The organism is Ignatzschineria indica (genome assembly GCF_003121925.1).
Lineage (GTDB): Bacteria > Pseudomonadota > Gammaproteobacteria > Cardiobacteriales > Wohlfahrtiimonadaceae > Ignatzschineria > Ignatzschineria indica.
In genome coordinates, this window is record NZ_QEWR01000003.1 from 99,114 (window position 1) to 117,772 (window position 18,659).

Sequence of the window (18,659 nt, forward strand, 5' to 3'; positions counted from 1 at the left end):
TTCCTCCTACTGCACTGTTGGCTCGCGAAGAGGATAGAGTATTGCTGTCACAAAATTTGGAAGCATGCCATGAGCGTAATCTCTATCTTCATCATTATCGCGATCTTTATACATCTTTCCGACATATGCCAATGTTGCGTATTTAGCTTCTATCGGCGCATTCTCAGCGGACAGATCATCACGTTTAAGATACCTAGCAACTGCAGCGCTTGCTGTTTTGATGTAAAGATTAATTAGCTCATCGTCAAACTCATGATCCACATAGCATTGATGCTTCGCTTCTTCTAAAGTTACTAGCATCATGATCCCAGCCCTCTTCTAATGCTTGCCAAGTACTCTTTTTCTGAGCCTTTAAAGCCATTTTGAAGAGCAAGCTCATAAACGCTCATTCCAGAACTCCCTTTTTCTCCCTGTCTCCCATGCTTTACAGCTAACTGCCAATACCCTTTCTCTGCCGAAATTGGGCGTTCACTAGTTGCTTTAAGGCATGTCCAAAGACTTCCATTATCAGTAACAGTATCCCCAATTTGATAGTTTTGAGCATCTTTATAAACGCCTTTGTATATCATCGCAGGAATAGAAAACTCATATGATTTAGTATTGCCTTCCGCTACAAACTTGAGTGAAACTGTGCGCTCACCGTCGAATTCTACTTTGATATCATCAAAACCGACACCATCTTTCCCATCACGACCATCTTTTCCGTTTTGGCCATCTTTACCATCTTTCCCAAATTGCTTTTCGGCAAACTCAAGTTGAGTACCTTTAAAGCCGTGATCTACGGCAATTTCATAGGCTGACTTTCCGGGAGCACCATCGGCACCATTTGAGCCGTCTTTACCGTTCTCACCATCTTTACCATCTTTACCATCTTTCCCAAATTGCTTTTCGGCAAACTCAAGCTCAGTTCCCTTAAAGCCATATTTAACAGCGATGTCGTAAGCAGACTTACCATCCTGTCCGTTTTCGCCATCTCTGCCATCCTGTCCATCCTTGCCGTCGCATCCATCCTTTCCATCTTTGATGCTTTCAAGCTTCATCTTGTAAGGAGCAAACATAAGATCCAACATCTCTTTTGCTACTAGCGAATCAAAACTCTTTCCATCTTTACCGTCTTGCCCATCTTTTCCGGGAGTTCCGTCAATACCATCAATGCCTTTCTTAGGAAGTGATTCAACTACTTGCTTTAATTTAGTATTTTCAGACTCTAAAGATTTAACTTGTGATTCTAAAGCTTGGAATCTTTCATTAATAAAAGATTTAATCACCTCTAAAAGCTGATTTTTCAATTCATCCATTTAATTTAAACCCCTCTATAAGCCCTTTTATCAATGATTTTTCCATCTCTTCCACTTCTTCTGATTTAAGGTCTTTTCCAGTTTTAGCAAAAGGATCGTCTTTTGCGTCTCTCTTAGAGAGCGCTTCTAGTGAAAAGTTTTGTTGTTGCAAGTAAGGAGTACTCCCACCAGTAACCGGATTTAGCCCTTCCTCGGCACGAACTTCATTAATAGTTTTAAATGCGGCTTTTAATGCCTCGCTGTGAGACTTGTAACGATTTAATGTATCCATTCTTAGCAAGTTAGTAGTATCCAAATCAATCGATTCAGTAACGCCATCTAACTCGTAAGCATCATCAAGAACAGCTTCCATTGACTCAATATGAAAATGTAATGTTTTCTGTAAATACTCTAAATAAATGCCTTCGACCGTTTCTTGAGGCCTCTTATCAGAGATACCAGCAAGATATGGATTTACTTTAAATAACGCACAAACAACCTCAGCAGTTAACTTTAATTGTTCAATAAGCTGAGAATCTAGCGCTGTCATCGACATGGGCTCAAACTTTAACCCATCACCTAAAACAGCTACTTTTCCAGCACCATTTCCAGAGTAATTACTCTCCCAGTGTTCTTTCATTCTTTTGGCTGTATCATCAGCAATATTTCCAGGGGCTGTTAATAACCCGCTAGGCACAGCTTTATTACCAAAAAATGTCGCACTATTTTCTTGGATTTTTAATCCTTGCTCTACAGATGCACTCGCTGCATATAAAGGCGATATGCCAACTAAAGGATGAAACAAACAATTGAATCGATCATGGATAACCTCACTCGCCGGCACCATCACTTCCTCATCTATACCAGAGAGTTTATCGCTAGCTAACTTGTAGTAAACATACCCGCTATTAGACACACAAGGAGTGACGGATTTAGGATCAAGAATATGATGCCCTATGATTACTCCGGCGCTATCTCTAACAGCCAAAACATAGGTGTTTCCATACATTAATTTTGAATAAATCCACGCTTCTTTGAACTGTATGTGATTTTGATAATAGTTCGGTTTCCTTAGAGATTTTAAATAAGGGCTATCAACTCTCTGAAGTACGTCACTACTATTTTTCTTTACTACCACAAAAGGCAACTTGGCGATATCTTGTGATATCAGAGATAAACAAGAAAAAACAGCGTAATGAGTTAAGAGTTTTTCATTTTGTAGTTTTTTACCATAACCTAAACCACCTGCGAATAGATCTCCAATAAGCATTGGTCGCCAATTTCCCCTTTCGGCAGACTTAGCTCCCTGTTTTCTACCTCGTCTAAAAAAACTAAACATCTTCACCTCATTAAAAAAGCCCCTTTCGGGGCTATTTTCTATCCTTGATTCTTCTCATCAAGATACTTCTCAACATCCGGCTTCGTAATGCTTCCCCCAGACCCCGTACCTATGACTTCATTAAGATCAACGCCATTTTCACGAGCAAAATCTCGTGCAGCTTGACTCGCATTAATTCCATCACCGGCTGGTTTATTAGGATCTGGGGCGTCTACTTTACCGGCTCACCATCATCAAAAGTCCAGTTGACCTCTTTGATGTAAGAAACACTACCACTACGAGCTAATGACCAATTGATATGTTGATCCGTTTTAATCGCAACCATATCATTCTGAAACATGCTTACTGATTCAGCATCCGCATCATCTTCAGGGTTTGAGCTCATCTTAATATTCGCTTCCTGACTGTATTTCACATTGATATCATCATCTTTAGCAATCAAAATACTGGCTGCATCAGCAAGAATAAGCATTTTCCCAACATTACTACTCACAATCACAGGCTTTCCTAAGAAAAATCCACCACTTGGCGTCATGCCTGGAAATGCTGGAGCTCCCTGGGGCGTTGTCATTAACGATAATGTTAATGCTGTAGATGATCCCATCATCCAAACTAATCTATCCGTTGGAATATTTGCTTTGATAAAAGGCTCATGCATCGCTACTGCATCACGTTTAATTGCCTCTGAGTTATTCCCAACACTTTGAATCGCTACACCCTTATTTGTAATTGATGCTGGAGATAGGCGCGCAGATTCAGTTTTATTAGGATCGATAAAGTCCTTATCAATTCTGCTGGAAATTGCAGCAATCAAAGTATCTCTTACCAAAAGATCAGCTGCAGGTGAACTATCTAAAACCATCTCTTCAGTTAACACAGAAATAGCGGACAATTTCATACGATCAAGTTTTGTATTAAAGAATCCAGCCGCTGTTACTGATGCCGGCTTCCCCTCTCCAACCCATGTAGCAGAACCACCAAGGCTTTGTCCAGGCACTAAAACGTTGAACGGGATCTCTCGCAAGCTAGGAATACCATTTGCGCCAAATTTTCCGAGAATCGTTGCCGGCAAAAGAAGCTCAATAAACTCTTTAGACGCCTCTTTACCTTCGGTTAATGCACCAGCCCATTCGGTGTTTTGAGTTGTCGCTGGAGACACGGCCGCCTTCACAAGATTGAGAAGTCGATTGTCATTTGTTTTCTTTGCATCATTTTCTGCAAAGATAATAGCGTCCGAAGCAGAGCCTTTTGCTCGAGCCAAAGTTTTCACTAAACGGGCAAACATTACTCCTTTTTCTAAATTAGGAGTTACAACACGAACACTTGACTGTCCTTGTCGAGAGCCATGTCCAGCCTTTTCAGTAGTTCCATCAATAGGCTCCGCTGACGCTTGATCTTCAACGCTTGCATCGCGGTAATATTTCAAATCAACTTCGATAGTCTTGATGCTGTCGTCCAACTCTTGAATCTCAGCTACTTCATTCTCTGATAGAGTAAGTCCTTCGTCCGCAACTTTCTTTAAAATTGCCGTTTTTGAATCTTGAGCTTTTTTCTTGGCAGCTTCGAGCCCTTTAATGTGCTTTGCAAACATATCTGTTTCCTTTTAATAAATTTGAATAACTTTCTTCTTATTGGTCGAAGCGCCGACCGATTTACGAGTATGATCAACCTTGATAGGTAACGCCCTTTGTTGCTGATCTAAACTCTTAATCTCTGTGATAATTGCATCTGAGTTAGCCGGTATAGTTACTAGCGATAACTCATAACATTCCCATTCTTGAATATGCATGCCGTATGTTTCATCAATCCACGCATACTTCAATGTTCTAAATCCAATAGATAAACAGCGAACTAAGTCATATTGAATAGAGTGAATAGCTTCATCTACTCGCTTCTTAAGCTCGCCCTCTTCTTTGATGTAAGGGATTTTAGCGGTGAATCTCACCCCCTCTTCTGTAGCCTCTTCAAAGTAAACATGACCTACAGGCTCTGCATGTCGATGCTGCCAAAGTAGCGGCACTGGATTTTCAAACTCAATCCCCTTGGGTTCAACAACATCCCCATGACGATCTGTTTTCGGAGTTGTCGCGATTCCTGAGAAAATAAAGAAGCCATCTTTATCCTCAAAATTTTTAACCGATATAACTGAATAAGCTCGATTACTTTTATTCAGCTTATCTTTCAAATCTTTGCTCATTGCTTATTTCCTTATATAAAGAATAATTTTGGCTCTTTCTTGACCTCTTCAGGCTCTTTTAAAGATGCCCCAATTGCCATACCAAAAGCCTGAATTCCATCGATTCTCCCTGTTGCTTTTCGTTTTTCTAACTTAATATTTCCTGCAGCATCCTCTACCGATACCGCATTAAATGAGCACATATTTAAAACAGGATTATCTCCATGATTAATTTTGTGGTTTAGGATGTACTCGGTCATTTTTTTTAAAGCGGGGTCCATGTCCTTGAACCCCTGCCCATATTCAATAAAGCACTCATCAATTTCTGCTTCAGTAATGCCGGCTTCCATCAATGCTCGTTTAAAGAATACAAATCGCCATCTATCAAAACCTATCTTTAAATCACTAAACCAAAGCCCATGATCTTCAAGAATTTCAATCAGTTGGTAGGCAACAAAGTCATAATCAACAGTTGCACCTGGCGTTGTCATAATGAAACCTTCATCACGCCAAAAAAGGTAAGGTGCCCTATCGGTCTTATCTCGCTCTTCAATCTTGTGATTAGGCATCCAAAAATAGGGATAAACCTCTACTTCTTCACCAATTCCAATCAGTACAAAAGATGTCAGGTCTGTATTTTGGGATAAGTCGAATCCCCCAAATATCCTCATCTTTTCTTTATCAAGAACAGCGGGCTTTGCATTGCACAGCTTCCATTCATCAGCTTGTATAAATGCATCGTTCGATACAATCCTTTGATTAAGTTGATATCTCCGAAAGGTATTGGCCAATCTTGGAGAGCGGGAGGCTTTATCTGCTTCTGCTCTCAAATAATTGATATCTTTAAACTCACCCAACGCTGGATTTGCATAGAGCCATTGTTCTTCATCGAGTAGATCGCAATCTTTCTCGGCCTCATATAAGTGACAAACCTTGTCTACCGGCTGATGTTCTATCGCATCATCGATATCGAGAGAAAAGTAGTCATGATCTGTTTCAGACTGAGTACTAATCGTAATCCTTAATGGATCATCATAAGCACCACCTGCAGTCGTAATCGCTTCAATGAACTCTGAAGTATTTCCCTTTATCTGCCCTGCTTCATCAATAATTGTTAAAACAGGGTTATTACCATGTGCTGTCTTTCCCTCTGCACTGATTGCTTTATATTCAGCATTCACAGGAAGTCCGAGTAGTGCTTTTTGTGAAGGTGTCGCCCTCACCAAAGAACGGAGATCATCAGATAATTCAGCGCAGTTAGCTGCTGCACGATAGACTTCGGAAGCTTGCTCACGACTCATTGCGCCCGATATCACTCGAGAGTTGAGCTTTGATTCTGGACCAACAATGTGACCGAGCATTAAAAAAGCGATTAATCCAGTTTTGCCGTTCTTTCGGGCTATGGATAAAATCGCTTCAGTTGTTTGATGAGGATTGTCGTAAATAGCATAGATAAAAGCTTCTTGAAAGAGAGATAACTTTGCCGGCTGACCTGCTAATTTTCCTTCAGGGACAACACAATGGTTTTCAATAAAAGCGCACATTCGCTCGGCTCTTGTCAGCTGATGAAACTCTAGCTCTCGCCAATTTCTTACTTTAGGAACAGGACCACTCTTGATTGCTCTGATGATATGCACTGGCAACTCAATATAACGTGGTTCAATCATTCAGTGGCAATCCTCCTCCTGCAAGCAGAGGAGATCCTCCTGTCATTACATTTCGAGCATCTCTTACGCTTCTATTTTTTCCTCTCGCATCTTTTGCTCTGCCACCTGTCGCTTCGGCATGCACATGAATAATGCGTGATAATCGAATAGATAAATCTACCTCTTTTATTTTTGCATCAATCTTTGGATTTGGAATTGTCGTATTCGTTCCTTCTTTTTTTACTAAAACTCCTTCCGCTTTAATCTCTTCTGTTAACTTCTGAATTGTAGCTTGAGAGATTGCAAGATTAGCTGCTTGAATTAAATCAAACTCAGTCCACGTTTCGTATGCTTTCGAGTTCATAATCGCTCGCCAAAAGTGCATATCAAAATCTGATAGTTTTATAAAATCTGGCGGGCTATGAATTTTGTTAGCTTGCTCAAATGCATTGATAGCACCGGTAGCAGTATCAATTTTACTCATAAAAAACCCTTGACAAATACAAACAAATAAAGCACACATGCGCGCGCACGCGTGAGGCAAAATGTCCAAAGCAATAAAGAAAAGGTAGGGGGGCGGTAAACAGAAGAGCATCCACAAAAATAGAATCACTCCCCCCCGGGTACCTGAATCGGATAGCCATCAGCACCAAATCTTACCTTCACCCGACCGCCGGCTTCTTCTCGTGCTTTATCACTGTCATGACATCGTTTACAGAGAGGCTGTAGATTATCTTCATCCCAAAACAATGTGGGATTACCTTTGTGTGGAATGATATGATCCGCAACCGTAGCCTTAACGATTCTTCCCTCGCGTTTCTTGCAATAAAGACAGTAAGGTTTTCTCTGTAATAATTGCTTGCGCATCTCACGCCATCGTGCAGTCGAATACCACGCACGCCACCATCTTCCTACTTGACGTTGCATTCAATCTTCCCCACAGATGCAACTTTAATATCTAAAATCTTATACGGCATAGTCTCAACATCATTCGATACTGATACCGCTTTTAAATTATGTACAATCTTTTTCGTGACTTTATCGCGAACAAGAAGAACACCCTGATCATCAAAAAATGGTTCTAACTCTATATAACTACTCATGTACAATACCCCTTGATGCTTTACGTAAATCTAATCGAACCGCGCTCGTTGCTTCTTGCGCGTGATCAAAGTACACACTAATCACACCGATCATATTCCCACTTGTTGGTGGCACTGGAACAGAACAGACATGCGTAATACCATCGACCTCACTGATCCGGCGCTCTATTTCAGAATGAGCAGTGAACTCACTGCAGGTAACATGGCCTTCTAATAGATATGTCATCTCCAATCGATTGCGTTCACTCGCATAAAGTGGTGCAGATTTACCTATCCATGATTCAGTAGTATGCTCTCCACCTTCTGAGTCGTAAGCAAACATCACCGTCTTAGCTGCTTGATTACCGCTGATGTCTGTTGCCCATACAACTACACTCTTCGCACCTAAGCTTTCAACAAGACGTTCAGACTCTTGCAAAAATTGTTCAGGACAAAACTGGGACTGCAAATTCCGCATATCAATAAGTCTAGCAACTGATGTTTGCACTGGATTGCTTGTTGCAACCAATGTCACCGCACCAGTCACCACTAAGATCCACGTCGTGATAATCGCGCCCTTCCATGTCTTTGGGAATTTCTCTATTAAGCTTGCAAGTTTTACCATTACAATCCCTCGCAATACTTGACGTAACGTGAATTATGAGAGACTACATCTTCCTTAGTTGCTTTACTCAAGACATCATCTCGATCAACCCACACCTTCTTCCAACCTGCACAATTAATAGCACGGTAATCAATCTCGGTATGAACCAGTTTGCTCGAGCATGCTGTCAATATCAGACTCAGAAGCGCTACTGAGGTTACTTGTAGCATTCTTTGTTTCTGTTTCTTGCTCAGCAATAAATTGTTGTTGCTCTGCTTTTGATTTATGTTGTTTGATTTCGTCATCTTTCTTCTCAAGCTCTCGATTCTTCTGCCGAATTAAGAGCATTAAAAAAGCGCCTATAGCGCTCATAACTGTTATTAATACTGATAAGACCTTATTCATGATCCTTTCTCTTTTGCATTGTATCGACAACACCTTTCGATATTGTTGTACCGGCGCCTGCACTAATCATCGTTATAAAAAATACTTCAGCAAAATTTGCTTGAACTATTACCGCATAAGTCGTCAATAAGATGCCGGCAACAAAGGTCATAAAAAGAATCGTTTTATTGAGATCAAGCCGAAGCTTCCCATCACTTGATCTACTTTGAAGCATTCTTAATAGCTCTTTGGTCATTGCAAATTAACCTCTCCATCTGCTTTTAAACTTGGAATAGGCTTAAGCGACTTATACCCCTTCGGCATTACATATCCAATAAAGCGAGATTTTGGGAACTTAGCGATTGATACTGCTGATCCTTGATTGCCACCAAGTAGCACCCAATTATCCCCATCTTCACCAACTAAGAACCCAACATGTCCTCCACCTGATCTTGTCATTACCGCAATACAGCCGTAGCAAGGTCTTACCTTTTCACCACCATCCCAATGCAACCAATACTGCGAGCTATCTTTTGTTCGCCTCTGATATATCGACTTATCTTTTGAATTCGTATTAATCCCGCTAGCTTCAAGTGCAGCACCTACAAATGCCGAACACCAGGAGATTCTTTCATTCTTTATTCCACTCATTCTGAACATCTTCCAATATTCAATAATTCGTGGATTACCAGCACCAATACCTGTTCGCTTAACCCCAATCTCTTTCATCCCCCACTCAATCCATGGGAAATTTAATTGATTTTCGGATACCACTTTCGCAACTCCGCCTACTACTCCTGCATTCATTTTCTTTCACCCATAAAAAAGCCCCGAATTAACGGGGCAAACAAAGGAGGATTATCATGGTTTCATGATTCTGGTGTGTCTTGCCGGCATTGAACCGGCCACCTTCCGCTTATGAGGCAGATGCTCTAACCAACTGAGCTAAAGACACAAAAAAAGATCGCCAAAGCGTTCTTATCTAAACTTAGTGCTAGTTACGCTAGCAAGACAATCATTTCCTTTTAATATGCTAATCTGAATTTCCTACAACTCATTAAATATTATAAGGAAATTGTTATGTTGAACTTAAATGATATGCCTATTGAAATTCCCTGCCCTGACTGCTCTCATAAAATCTCGGAAACTATCGGAAACCTTAAGAAGAACCCTACACTCGAGTGTCCCGTCTGCGGATTCCAATTCAAAGTGAATGCCGATGAACTTAAAGAAAGTATCAAATCTGCCGAAATGATGCTCAATCAACTGAGGGGTTCTCTGAAGAATTTTAAGATCTGATTCTAATGTGCCTATATCACATGCAAGGTTTAGTGTAGGTATATTCATATTATTATCCCCAATAAAAAAGCTCCGATTAAGGAGCTTTTACTTTCTATATAAAATTCGTTTATGACCCAACCTGTAGTACAGATATAAATCGCATGACTGATTTAGATAAACAACTAGGAAATCTGACAGTCAAGATTTACTGTAAATATTGCAACAAAACTTATAATGTCAGGCTAACCTGCTTCAGTGATACTTATAGATATAAGTATTATAAAGTTATTGAGAACATTATTAAACAACACCTCTTACAAAGAAAAAAGAAACTAAATAAGGGCATTCCGAACATTGACTATTACACTTGAAGCTTTTCTTCCATAAAGAAAGCCATCTTGTGTAGCATTCATGTTCTTGATATCAAGATCTACGAATTCATTTATCTCTGCAATAGCTATATCCCCAACAGGTAACTTATTAATATAATCTCTCAACTTATCTTGTCCTGAGTTATTTTCAATTTCTCTTAATATTTCTGGGTTAACGGCAAACAGATAAACCCCCAAAATTATGACTGATAAATGACTATCTAGATACTCATCGATAGATTTTCCCGTCAAAATAAAATAGTTATGCAAATTCTCAGCAATACTCTCTAGTTTTCTTGTTTCTAACGTCCCTAATAAATCTTTTACAAAGGGAATCCCAGTAAAATTCATTCTAGGGACACTACCAGAGCACTTTGTGTAAGCATCGTAAAACACCTTCAAATGACCTGTGAAACCATGCGTTTTATCCAGCTCTGCAACAGAGACAACGGAAGTTAAAGTAATTGATACTTTATAAAATTTTTCTAAATAGCCCTCAGCATCCATTCCATAACCATATCTTTTGTGGACCATTGCTTCCAGCTGCTTCTTATTGGCGCTAAATATTATAAACAGATCTTCGATTTCAAAAATATGCTTAACATTTTCCAATAACTCTAAAGCATAATCAGGCCTACACCGATCTAATTCATCAATAATTAGAACTATTTTTCTACCGCCCATAGCATCATTAATTGCCTGCTTAAATTGAAGGAGCTGCTCAGATTGCAATCTAAAATTCTCTAGTTCATCAAAAAATGCTACCTTAAACTCTTCATCGCTTGACTTCTCCAAGCTTTCTTTTGCTGCATTAACTATATCTTTACCACTTACCTCCATCTCAACCCCAATTAATGGTGGTGTTATCTTAAAACTAGTCCCTCTAAATCCTGCAGTAACTAATTTTTTTGCAAAATGAATTCCCTTTGCTAACTTTTCTTGAACCTTCTCTACTTCACTAGGTGGTGCTTCTTTAGTAATTAAGCTGTTATAAATAGCCTGCACTATCAACATAAAAGGATTACTTTGGTAGTCCCCTGCAAAGCTATTTATATAAGATACTATTAACTTAGGAGCATCTTCAGACGCATTTTCCTGGTCTGATTCCTTTAAAAAATGGAAAAGCTTATAACAAAACTCAGTCTTTCCAGCCCCCCATGCTCCATCAATAAATATAGGGCTGCTCCCATTTTTTTTGATTATATCTAATATTCTCTTTGCCTTTGGCAAGCGCTCATATTCATCCCTGTTTTCAAACTTTATGTCTTTAACTGTATACATTATTCTTACCTCCCCCATTTAATTAACTATTAATAATTTGAAATAATGGGGGTAAATAATGTATTTTCAAGACAACAAAAAAGCCCGTCTATTCAGCGAGCTTTGAAGTCAATAAGACTAACTTATATAAAATCATACATTCCATCCTAGGACAAGTCAACTACCTTCGAGCCATGCTCTTTTCTAATGCAGTAATATCTTGCAATAAGTAGTACATATCGAGCTTATGAGCAAATTCATTGATAGCAGATGTATAATCGTTATGACCAAACTTCTTTGATCTTTTATAGAAATCTCTTACCGTCTCTCCATCTCGTCTTGCAAGATAAAACTCCTGCAAGACCTTCCGATGCTTTAAACTCATCTTATTATTTGGATCATTGCGCATTGCTAAGAATACGAATGTGGCATCTTGCGCTAATCGATCTTGCTCAATACCGTCCGGTAAACGAGCCCCATCTGCCTCACTGCGCATCTCACCAATACGCGCAAGCGGGCTTTCGCTTGGAAAACCATTACTATCAAGTGACCAACGCGCCCAAGCTTCTAATACTGCTCTTGCTTGATTTAGATCCTTTCTACTCATTACTCTCCATCCCTTCAATGATTATTCTTCCTACTTCGCCCCAGATCTTCGTTGTTCTGATATCCCATACGTGCGCGTCATCTTCATAGATTGCATCTAATAGCGCTTTTGTTAGGTTATCTACGTCTGGCTTTTGTTGGTGCGCCTCACCTAAATGTTCAGCTCTTTTCTTCTTGCTCCAACTTGCCGGCATTGGCATTATAAAAGTGATGTGAGTTCCCATTTCTGGGACATTTATGCCACGTAACTTCACTTCATTTTTAAACGCCCAATAACGCGCTGTTGCTGGTCTCTTTTTCCATTTATCTGCGCGTGTCATCCTGGGCTTTGGCACTGGTACTATGTCGTAGATCTTCTTTGTCACGCCATCCCCTTATTGCTTTTCTTTCTTGTTACATCATTCGCACATACAATCGGCAGTGATTTAGTTAATAAAAACAGAGTACGCGCAACCCCATCCATTAGATAAACTCGCATATCTGGGTCACTTTCGGTCTTTTGGTGGCAATGAGAGCAAGACCAGGCAAAGATTGGATCAGGCGCTTTAAATCCCATTCCGGTATTCCCGGCAATCCTCACATGTGCGCGTTGATCTCCAACTCCCTGACAGCCATTTAGACGGATCATGCATGGTACATTGCCATCTAGTAGCCATTGCCGTAAGTCTGGCAACTTTATTTCCTGTATCTCAATATGAAAACGCTCAGTTGCCGTATCAATATACTTTGGGTCGTCTATTACGCTTTGAATGAGCGCCTTGATTTCTTGCCTATTCACTCTTTACTCCATATCTAACTTGATCGACTGTGTATCATCGATATGAACCGTTTCAATTCTGCCCTTTGAATCAACCTCAAACCCATCTACTAGCTGACTCATCACACTTAACGCAAATGCCTGGCCCGCTTTTGTGTTCATATAGGTCGCTAAAAGCTTTGGGTACCTAGAATCAGTCTTTAAAATCCTTTTACTCATGATTTACGCTCCTTTAGTTCCACAGTCGCAATGAGCGCTCCATCTTCACCAACGTGAGGCTTAGATAAGGTAACTTCATACTTCTCATGAAACCAAGCCAGGAATAACTTTCTCTTTAGGTATTTGCCATAATGCCTTCTTCTTTTATTTCTGATTCTCATTGCTCATCACTCCCATAACATGCATTAAATAACCCAGTAGCAAGGCTTCTCGCGGTATCTGCTAATAAATAAGCATTACTTTGAGCCACTGCATTCTGGTCCTCACTAAGCTCTAACTGCTCTTGATACTGATCGAGATAACGTAGGCGCTTGAAAATGAAGTCTTCGCCCAGTGAAAATGTAACGATATCTTCAAATGAGAGACCTACTCTGGTAACGCTCCATCCTTCTTCTAGGTTTAGCTCGATCTCTTTTGAATCCAATGGAATCCCCTTGTATCTGGCTGTGCCTCCCTCATCTTTATTCAGCTCTTTCATCTCAATTTCATCTAAAAGAGTGAAGCTTTCACTGATATAACCTTGCCTTACCCAATCTGTCATAATTGTCGACATATCAACTTGTGGCGCGTATCCAGTTACCGGCAGTGATCCTAAGCTATTTCTGAGCATTGCAGTCACAAGAGAGGCTTTCTTCTCGCTTGGTGCATCAATAACTAACCAGCCTTTTTCTAAGTCGATATACGCGCAGATTGATGATTGCTCTGGCGCTGTTTTCTTGATGAGTTCATTTGTGATGATCTCTTCGAGCTCTTTGTATAAAACTCTATCGAGAAGATCGATATTGTTATCACGCGCACGCTTCTCAATGGCAGTTTGAATCGCTTTGCGCGGAAGCTTCTTAATCTCCATGCCTAAGCGAATAAATAGTGACTGATTCATCTCTTCAACCAGGTTTTCGCCTTGAGTGAATACCGGCAACCAACCGTGCGTTTCCAATTCATCCTGTCCACAATCTCGTAGTGGATGCTGTACCAATAACTCTTCCAGTTGCTCTGCTGTTAGATCAACTTGCTCGTCAAATTTGTAAATGATGATGTTTTTATAGGGTTTCATGCGAATAACCTCCCTTGACTGATTTCTTTTTCGATTCTTTCTTTTGTTCTATTGAATTGATTTGTATCAATTTCAACCCCGGTAAAGTTGATCCCTAAATGACTTGCTGCGATTGCACTAGATCCAGACCCTAAATGAGTATCCAAAATGCTTTCGCCTGTATTCGAGTAATTCATCATTAACCACTCATAAAGGGCAATAGGCTTCTGTGTTGGATGGATCTTCTCTTCTTTTCGCCAATCCATACGCTCTTGACGCATGCCATCCCACGTATAACGGAAAAATCTAACCGAGTTGATCAGAGAGCAAGAAGCAACTTCACCGTCACTAAAGCCAATGCCTGCAGCTCTTTTTTTATCCCAAACAATCAACCCGCCTCTTGCTAGCCCAGCAAACTCGAAATAATTAATCCCGAAAATGATTTGATGCTTACTCACTCGGCAAAGCTCTTCGTAATATTCAAGCCCAGGAATGTTGTTGTCCCAAGTTTCACCATTGAGCTCGTATTCGATTCTCTTAACGCCTGTTGTACTGACCTCTTGCCCAAAATATCTAAAATCAGCTACACCGGCATAATAAGGAGGATCGACAATAGCAAGATCAAATTGCTTGTCTTTGCAGGTGCGCATGTAAGCCATGCAGTCATCATTAATAAGATTAATCATGCCATCTCCTCCTGTTCATTAAACACGCGCCACTGCTCTGCTACCCAGTTAACGCCTTTTGTTGTAAATAAAATATTGCTAAATGCCCTGCCATTTTCAGCAATGCCGGCTTTATGCTGAAATCTGCCGGCAGACAAATGAACCTGGTAAGCTGCCCAACCACCGTTCAACCGATACATAATTTTCTGACTGACCAGGAATGATCTAAATTCAGCCTCTTTAACATTGAGAAGCTTACAAACCTGTCTAAACGTCATTAGCCCATTGCCTTTGACATATCGATCGACAAACTCAACCTTAGGTGCAACTTCGACTAGCTTCTGCTGAGCTAATTGATTCGCTTCAACTTGATCTGCCCATGCACGTGCTGCCTCTGCCGGATTGTTAAAGTTTGGAAGTGCCGGCAAGGATGATTGGCTTTCCAACTCTAGCCATCTGTCAACAATTCTGGCTGTAAACTCTGGGGATAGACGCGCAACAACTACAATTGAGTCACGCTTTCCTACTTCTCCAGAAAAAACAAGAACATCTGTAAACCGTTTTCGTCCAAAATTATCGACTGATTGTTCAACCACCATTGGTGGACGTACGATTATTCCTGAGTCCGCGAGCCTTTCGATTGATCTCTTAACAGAGTCATGACGACTACCTGTTAACTCTGAAATATCTAATGAAGTCATTCTGACTTCTCGATTTTGTAGTGTGAGGTTAAACATTCTTCCCCCTTCTCAATTGATACCGGGGAATACGAGTAGCCCCTATCAACAAGTCCTTATGAACTCTTCTGGCACGAATCCTATCTACTAGGCGAAGCACCACATGGTCATGTCTAAGTAATGAACGTCTGATGAAGTAACCATTTTCCCCATTCTCAAGAGCAATGAGATCCCCGCACTCGATGTCCCATAAGTTTTTTTCATTTATTCGCTCAGACTGTGGAGTTATCGAATCTAGCAAAGCATGTACGACATCTAAATCTGTAACCCAACATTCACCAGTGATGAAATTGTTGCTTGTCATAACCCAAAGCTGCTGAGCCTTGAAAGAGTATTTCCGTATAATTCCAAACTTCTTCATCTCTTCTAGCCTGATAATCAAGCTGTTAAAATCTTCCAGTCCCCATTGATATGCTTTTCTTGCAGCGCTTGATCCGATATGAAAAATTTCTTCTTTTCTATTTGATTTACTCATTACTAATCCCCCATCCTGTAATCACGCCATGCAAACGGTAACAAAAGCCCTTCATGCTGAATACGGCTTGCAATACGCTGCCCAACTGCTTTTGTGAAGTCCTCGATTTTCAAGTTCGAGATCATGATCGTTGGCTTCATCTCTTCGTAACGACCGTTAATAATGTCGAATAAAATATTGCGCTCGTTGTCGCTTCCGGCTTGGACCCCGACTTCATCGATAATCAGAAGATCGATATTTTTATAAAGCTCAATTAACTTCGCTTCTTCGCCATTTCTTCCCCAACAATCACGAATTGAGCGGACTAATGCAGAAACAGAACGAAAGATCGAGTTATAACCTCGATCTGCAATTTCATTCGCGATTGAACAAGCAAGGTGCGTTTTACCTGTTCCAACTCCACCTAATAAAAGCACGGGGGTTCCCATTTCTAGGTGATCTTCAAAATCACGCGCAAAAGATTCCAAGATATCTTTAATCTGAGCCTGGCTCTCATGATTAACTTCATAATTATCAAACGAGCAACGAGTAAAGCGTTTAGCGATTCCATCTTTTCCTCCAAGCTTAGATCTCAGCTCACGCTCTTGTCGGCACTTGGGGCAAACTGGAATGGATCGACTTTCTAATCCTCGCTTTATTGAACTGATATACTCGCCATGCTTTTCACATGTTTCGGTCGTATCGATTACCCAATCATTGGTAACAACTTCATTGATTGGCATTGGCTTGTTTAAAAACTGTTGAATTTGTTTCATGATCTTCCCCCTATTTGCGCATATGTTCAGGAATAACCGGTGCGCCGTAATCTTGAGCATTAAAGTTTTCTAGTGCCTTCTGATTGCTGGCGCTTGATGTTGGGCCGATATACCAGTTTGCATTAAATCCGCCCCACCCTTTTTCTGCACAGAAACGAATAGCATCTTTGACTTCTAGTGAGGCTTTACCTGCTTCACGTTCTAATCCGTCAATCGCGGTATGAGTGAGCGGTAATCTTTTCGCTTTTCTTACAGCTAAGAAATCTTCTAAAACTTGTTTATCAACACCGGAAGCGAGTAGGCGATCTTTTGGTTTTAATGATTCATTGACTAGTTCAATGACTGGTTCAGAAGAGTGACTGGTTCTATGTGCATCTCCTGCACTAGGGGGTGGTGCATCTCCTGCACTTGGTAGTGAATCTCCTGCACTAGGTGGTGCATCTCTTTCACTAGGTGGTGAATCTCCTGCACTACCTAATTCAGTGTTGGCAGGATTATCTAAAGTTAGAAAATATAGGTTAGATTGCTTCTCATTGTTCTTCGTTCTATACTCTTTACGAAGAAAACCCATTTCTTCTAATTTGTTAATGTGATTGATAACTGAACGTCTGCTTATTTCACACTGTTCCGCAATGTGTTGATGAGACGGCCAACACTCTCCAAGATCGTTGGCGTTATCAGCTAATTTAATAAGGACAAGCTTGCGGAGAGGGTTTCCAACCTTTATCCGCATAGCTTTGACCATTAACATCATGCTCATGCATCAATCTCCTGCTTAACAATAAAATGACGGCCACAATTACCACATGCCATTAATCGAGTCTTGCCTTTTTCTGGCAACTCAAAATGAGTCACTCCACACTCGCAGGCGTATTTATCAGCGCCTTGAAGCATTAGAGCCAATGCTCTTTTTAACCTGTCTCTCCTTGCTAATATTTTTTCATGTAAAATATTCATGATTAATCCTCCTCTTGATCATCCCCAAAAACATCCGGTCGCAGTTTATGTCTGCTAATGCCTGTTATCTCCTCGATTTTCAAAACATATTCAGCAGGAGGGGCTTTCTTGTCTCGATGTACCCACATACCTACATGCCCCTGTTTGATATTCAACGCATCAGCTAATTGACTCTGACCGCCAACCGCATCAATTGCCTGTAATAAATATTTTTTTGTCATAAAAGCTCCTCGATCAATAACACAATAATAACAAATGTTTTTAAAACCTCAAGACAAGATCAAACATTTGTTATTTGAAGAGTTATAACATTTGTTATACATTTGTTTTTATTGACACACTTAACTAACAGAAGATTTTGGTGATGGAATTAAAAGACAGATTAAAACAGGCTCGTAACGCCAAAGGTTATTCGCAAGCAAAACTAGGCGAGCTAGTAGGCGTTACACAAACCGCGATTCAATATATTGAGAATGGTAGAAATCAAGGCTCAACAAAAATATTCGAAATAGCAAGAGCTTTAGATGTGAGCGCTGAATGGCTCTTATATGGAAAAGAAGGTGTGGTTATTACGACTGCAGAAGTATTCCCCTCATCGAACACAATTCCAATATCTGAGCCTGATGGAAATGTGTTTGTGCCTGTTATCTCTTGGGTTGCTGCCGGCAGTTTCAATAATGTAGAAACCGTTCCTGTGGATGAACTTATAAAGTGGGTTCCATGCCCTGTTCCTCATAGTAAAAATACCTTTGCACTCAAAGTTGTCGGCTCAAGCATGGAAAATCCCAACGGGAAGCCTTCGTTTGAAGATGGGGATATTATTTATGTTGATCCTGAAAAAGAGCCAGAAAATAAATCTCTTGTTATTGTCACTTTAGATGGAAGCTCACAAGCAACCTTTAAACAATTAATCATAGAACTAGATGGTAAATACATTCAGCCACTCAATCCGAACTGGCATGAGAAGGTCATTAAAATTAATGGCAATGCCACTATTAATGGTGTTGTTATTGGGAAGTGGACAGATATATAGAT

Annotated in this window: 28 protein-coding genes and 1 tRNA gene; 1 reads left to right on the forward strand and 28 read right to left on the reverse strand. The window is 40.3% G+C overall.

What is annotated here, in order from left to right; genetic code table 11:
* Positions 1-6: 6 nt before the first annotated feature.
* The 28 genes from DC082_RS06445 to DC082_RS06585 all read right to left on the reverse strand — a co-directional run bounded on the left by DC082_RS06445 (position 7) and on the right by DC082_RS06585 (position 17,845).
* Positions 7-303: a head-tail connector protein gene (locus DC082_RS06445; RefSeq protein ID WP_109236277.1), complete on the reverse strand. Its 297-nt coding sequence runs from the start codon at positions 301-303 to the stop codon at positions 7-9.
* Positions 300-1,298, reverse strand: a complete 999-nt coding sequence (locus DC082_RS06450; RefSeq protein ID WP_109236278.1) for a collagen-like domain-containing protein — start codon at positions 1,296-1,298, stop codon at positions 300-302. Before DC082_RS06450 ends, DC082_RS06445 begins: the two co-directional genes overlap by 4 nt.
* Positions 1,291-2,616: a phage portal protein gene (locus DC082_RS06455; RefSeq protein WP_109236279.1), complete on the reverse strand. Its 1,326-nt coding sequence runs from the start codon at positions 2,614-2,616 to the stop codon at positions 1,291-1,293. Before DC082_RS06455 ends, DC082_RS06450 begins: the two co-directional genes overlap by 8 nt.
* Before the next feature lie 38 nt (positions 2,617-2,654).
* Positions 2,655-2,792, reverse strand: coding sequence for an E3 binding domain-containing protein (locus tag DC082_RS11095; protein WP_109236436.1), 138 nt, complete (start codon positions 2,790-2,792; stop codon positions 2,655-2,657).
* 35 nt (positions 2,793-2,827) lie between these two features.
* Positions 2,828-4,207 carry a phage major capsid protein gene (locus tag DC082_RS06465; protein ID WP_109236280.1) on the reverse strand — a complete coding sequence of 460 codons (1,380 nt, stop codon included), beginning with the start codon at positions 4,205-4,207 and terminating at the stop codon, positions 2,828-2,830.
* Between the two features lie 12 nt (positions 4,208-4,219).
* The gene (locus DC082_RS06470) at positions 4,220-4,813 is read right to left on the reverse strand and encodes an HK97 family phage prohead protease (protein WP_109236281.1); all 594 of its coding nucleotides are present in this window, start codon (positions 4,811-4,813) and stop codon (positions 4,220-4,222) included.
* A gap of 11 nt (positions 4,814-4,824) precedes the next feature.
* Positions 4,825-6,459, reverse strand: a complete 1,635-nt coding sequence (locus tag DC082_RS06475; RefSeq protein ID WP_229821651.1) for a terminase large subunit — start codon at positions 6,457-6,459, stop codon at positions 4,825-4,827.
* Positions 6,452-6,922 carry a TerS protein gene (locus DC082_RS06480; protein ID WP_109236282.1) on the reverse strand — a complete coding sequence of 157 codons (471 nt, stop codon included), beginning with the start codon at positions 6,920-6,922 and terminating at the stop codon, positions 6,452-6,454. Before DC082_RS06480 ends, DC082_RS06475 begins: the two co-directional genes overlap by 8 nt.
* Positions 6,923-7,047: 125 nt before the next feature.
* Positions 7,048-7,365: an HNH endonuclease signature motif containing protein gene (locus DC082_RS06485; protein ID WP_109236283.1), complete on the reverse strand. Its 318-nt coding sequence runs from the start codon at positions 7,363-7,365 to the stop codon at positions 7,048-7,050.
* Positions 7,350-7,541, reverse strand: a complete 192-nt coding sequence (locus DC082_RS06490; protein WP_109236284.1) for a hypothetical protein — start codon at positions 7,539-7,541, stop codon at positions 7,350-7,352. Before DC082_RS06490 ends, DC082_RS06485 begins: the two co-directional genes overlap by 16 nt.
* The gene (locus tag DC082_RS06495; RefSeq protein WP_133243690.1) at positions 7,534-7,998 is read right to left on the reverse strand and encodes a hypothetical protein; all 465 of its coding nucleotides are present in this window, start codon (positions 7,996-7,998) and stop codon (positions 7,534-7,536) included. Before DC082_RS06495 ends, DC082_RS06490 begins: the two co-directional genes overlap by 8 nt.
* A 276-nt stretch (positions 7,999-8,274) precedes the next feature.
* Positions 8,275-8,529 carry a DUF2681 domain-containing protein gene (locus DC082_RS06500; RefSeq protein ID WP_109236286.1) on the reverse strand — a complete coding sequence of 85 codons (255 nt, stop codon included), beginning with the start codon at positions 8,527-8,529 and terminating at the stop codon, positions 8,275-8,277.
* Positions 8,522-8,743, reverse strand: a complete 222-nt coding sequence (locus DC082_RS06505; RefSeq protein WP_133243691.1) for a hypothetical protein — start codon at positions 8,741-8,743, stop codon at positions 8,522-8,524. The genes DC082_RS06500 and DC082_RS06505 overlap by 8 nt, the downstream gene beginning before the upstream one ends.
* A gap of 17 nt (positions 8,744-8,760) precedes the next feature.
* Entirely contained in the window at positions 8,761-9,315 is a 555-nt protein-coding gene (locus tag DC082_RS06510) for a TIGR02594 family protein (protein ID WP_109236288.1), read from the reverse strand.
* Between the two features lie 71 nt (positions 9,316-9,386).
* Positions 9,387-9,463 (reverse strand) — tRNA-Ile (locus tag DC082_RS06515).
* 658 nt (positions 9,464-10,121) lie between these two features.
* Positions 10,122-11,441 (reverse strand): KAP family P-loop NTPase fold protein, encoded by a 1,320-nt coding sequence (locus DC082_RS06525; protein WP_157957414.1) that lies wholly within the window; start codon positions 11,439-11,441, stop codon positions 10,122-10,124.
* Positions 11,442-11,601: 160 nt separating this feature from the next.
* Positions 11,602-12,027: a hypothetical protein gene (locus DC082_RS06530; protein WP_109236290.1), complete on the reverse strand. Its 426-nt coding sequence runs from the start codon at positions 12,025-12,027 to the stop codon at positions 11,602-11,604.
* Positions 12,020-12,346 carry a RusA family crossover junction endodeoxyribonuclease gene (locus DC082_RS06535; protein ID WP_109236438.1) on the reverse strand — a complete coding sequence of 109 codons (327 nt, stop codon included), beginning with the start codon at positions 12,344-12,346 and terminating at the stop codon, positions 12,020-12,022. Before DC082_RS06535 ends, DC082_RS06530 begins: the two co-directional genes overlap by 8 nt.
* 41 nt (positions 12,347-12,387) lie before the next feature.
* Positions 12,388-12,699 carry a DUF1364 family protein gene (locus tag DC082_RS06540; RefSeq protein WP_133243692.1) on the reverse strand — a complete coding sequence of 104 codons (312 nt, stop codon included), beginning with the start codon at positions 12,697-12,699 and terminating at the stop codon, positions 12,388-12,390.
* 108 nt (positions 12,700-12,807) lie between these two features.
* A complete protein-coding gene (locus DC082_RS06545; RefSeq protein WP_109236292.1) occupies positions 12,808-13,002 on the reverse strand; it encodes a hypothetical protein in 195 nt (64 codons plus the stop codon).
* Between the two features lie 157 nt (positions 13,003-13,159).
* A complete protein-coding gene (locus tag DC082_RS06550; RefSeq protein WP_109236293.1) occupies positions 13,160-14,056 on the reverse strand; it encodes a recombination-associated protein RdgC in 897 nt (298 codons plus the stop codon).
* On the reverse strand, positions 14,053-14,721 hold the full coding sequence (locus DC082_RS06555) for a DNA methyltransferase (protein WP_109236294.1): 669 nt from the start codon (positions 14,719-14,721) through the stop codon (positions 14,053-14,055). The genes DC082_RS06550 and DC082_RS06555 overlap by 4 nt, the downstream gene beginning before the upstream one ends.
* Entirely contained in the window at positions 14,718-15,437 is a 720-nt protein-coding gene (locus DC082_RS06560) for a phage antirepressor KilAC domain-containing protein (RefSeq protein ID WP_229821649.1), read from the reverse strand. The genes DC082_RS06555 and DC082_RS06560 overlap by 4 nt, the downstream gene beginning before the upstream one ends.
* A complete protein-coding gene (locus DC082_RS06565) occupies positions 15,430-15,912 on the reverse strand; it encodes a hypothetical protein (RefSeq protein WP_109236295.1) in 483 nt (160 codons plus the stop codon). The genes DC082_RS06560 and DC082_RS06565 overlap by 8 nt, the downstream gene beginning before the upstream one ends.
* 2 nt (positions 15,913-15,914) lie before the next feature.
* The gene (locus DC082_RS06570) at positions 15,915-16,667 is read right to left on the reverse strand and encodes an ATP-binding protein (protein WP_157957415.1); all 753 of its coding nucleotides are present in this window, start codon (positions 16,665-16,667) and stop codon (positions 15,915-15,917) included.
* Between the two features lie 10 nt (positions 16,668-16,677).
* Complete coding sequence (locus DC082_RS06575; protein WP_109236297.1) at positions 16,678-17,427, reverse strand: helix-turn-helix domain-containing protein; 750 nt, start codon at positions 17,425-17,427, stop codon at positions 16,678-16,680.
* Entirely contained in the window at positions 17,424-17,624 is a 201-nt protein-coding gene (locus DC082_RS06580) for a hypothetical protein (RefSeq protein ID WP_109236298.1), read from the reverse strand. Before DC082_RS06580 ends, DC082_RS06575 begins: the two co-directional genes overlap by 4 nt.
* A 2-nt stretch (positions 17,625-17,626) precedes the next feature.
* A complete protein-coding gene (locus DC082_RS06585; RefSeq protein ID WP_109236299.1) occupies positions 17,627-17,845 on the reverse strand; it encodes a transcriptional regulator in 219 nt (72 codons plus the stop codon).
* Positions 17,846-17,988: 143 nt separating this feature from the next.
* On the opposite strand from DC082_RS06585, the gene DC082_RS06590 reads away from it, so the two are divergent.
* Positions 17,989-18,657: a LexA family protein gene (locus DC082_RS06590; RefSeq protein ID WP_109236300.1), complete on the forward strand. Its 669-nt coding sequence runs from the start codon at positions 17,989-17,991 to the stop codon at positions 18,655-18,657.
* Positions 18,658-18,659: the final 2 nt, after the last annotated feature.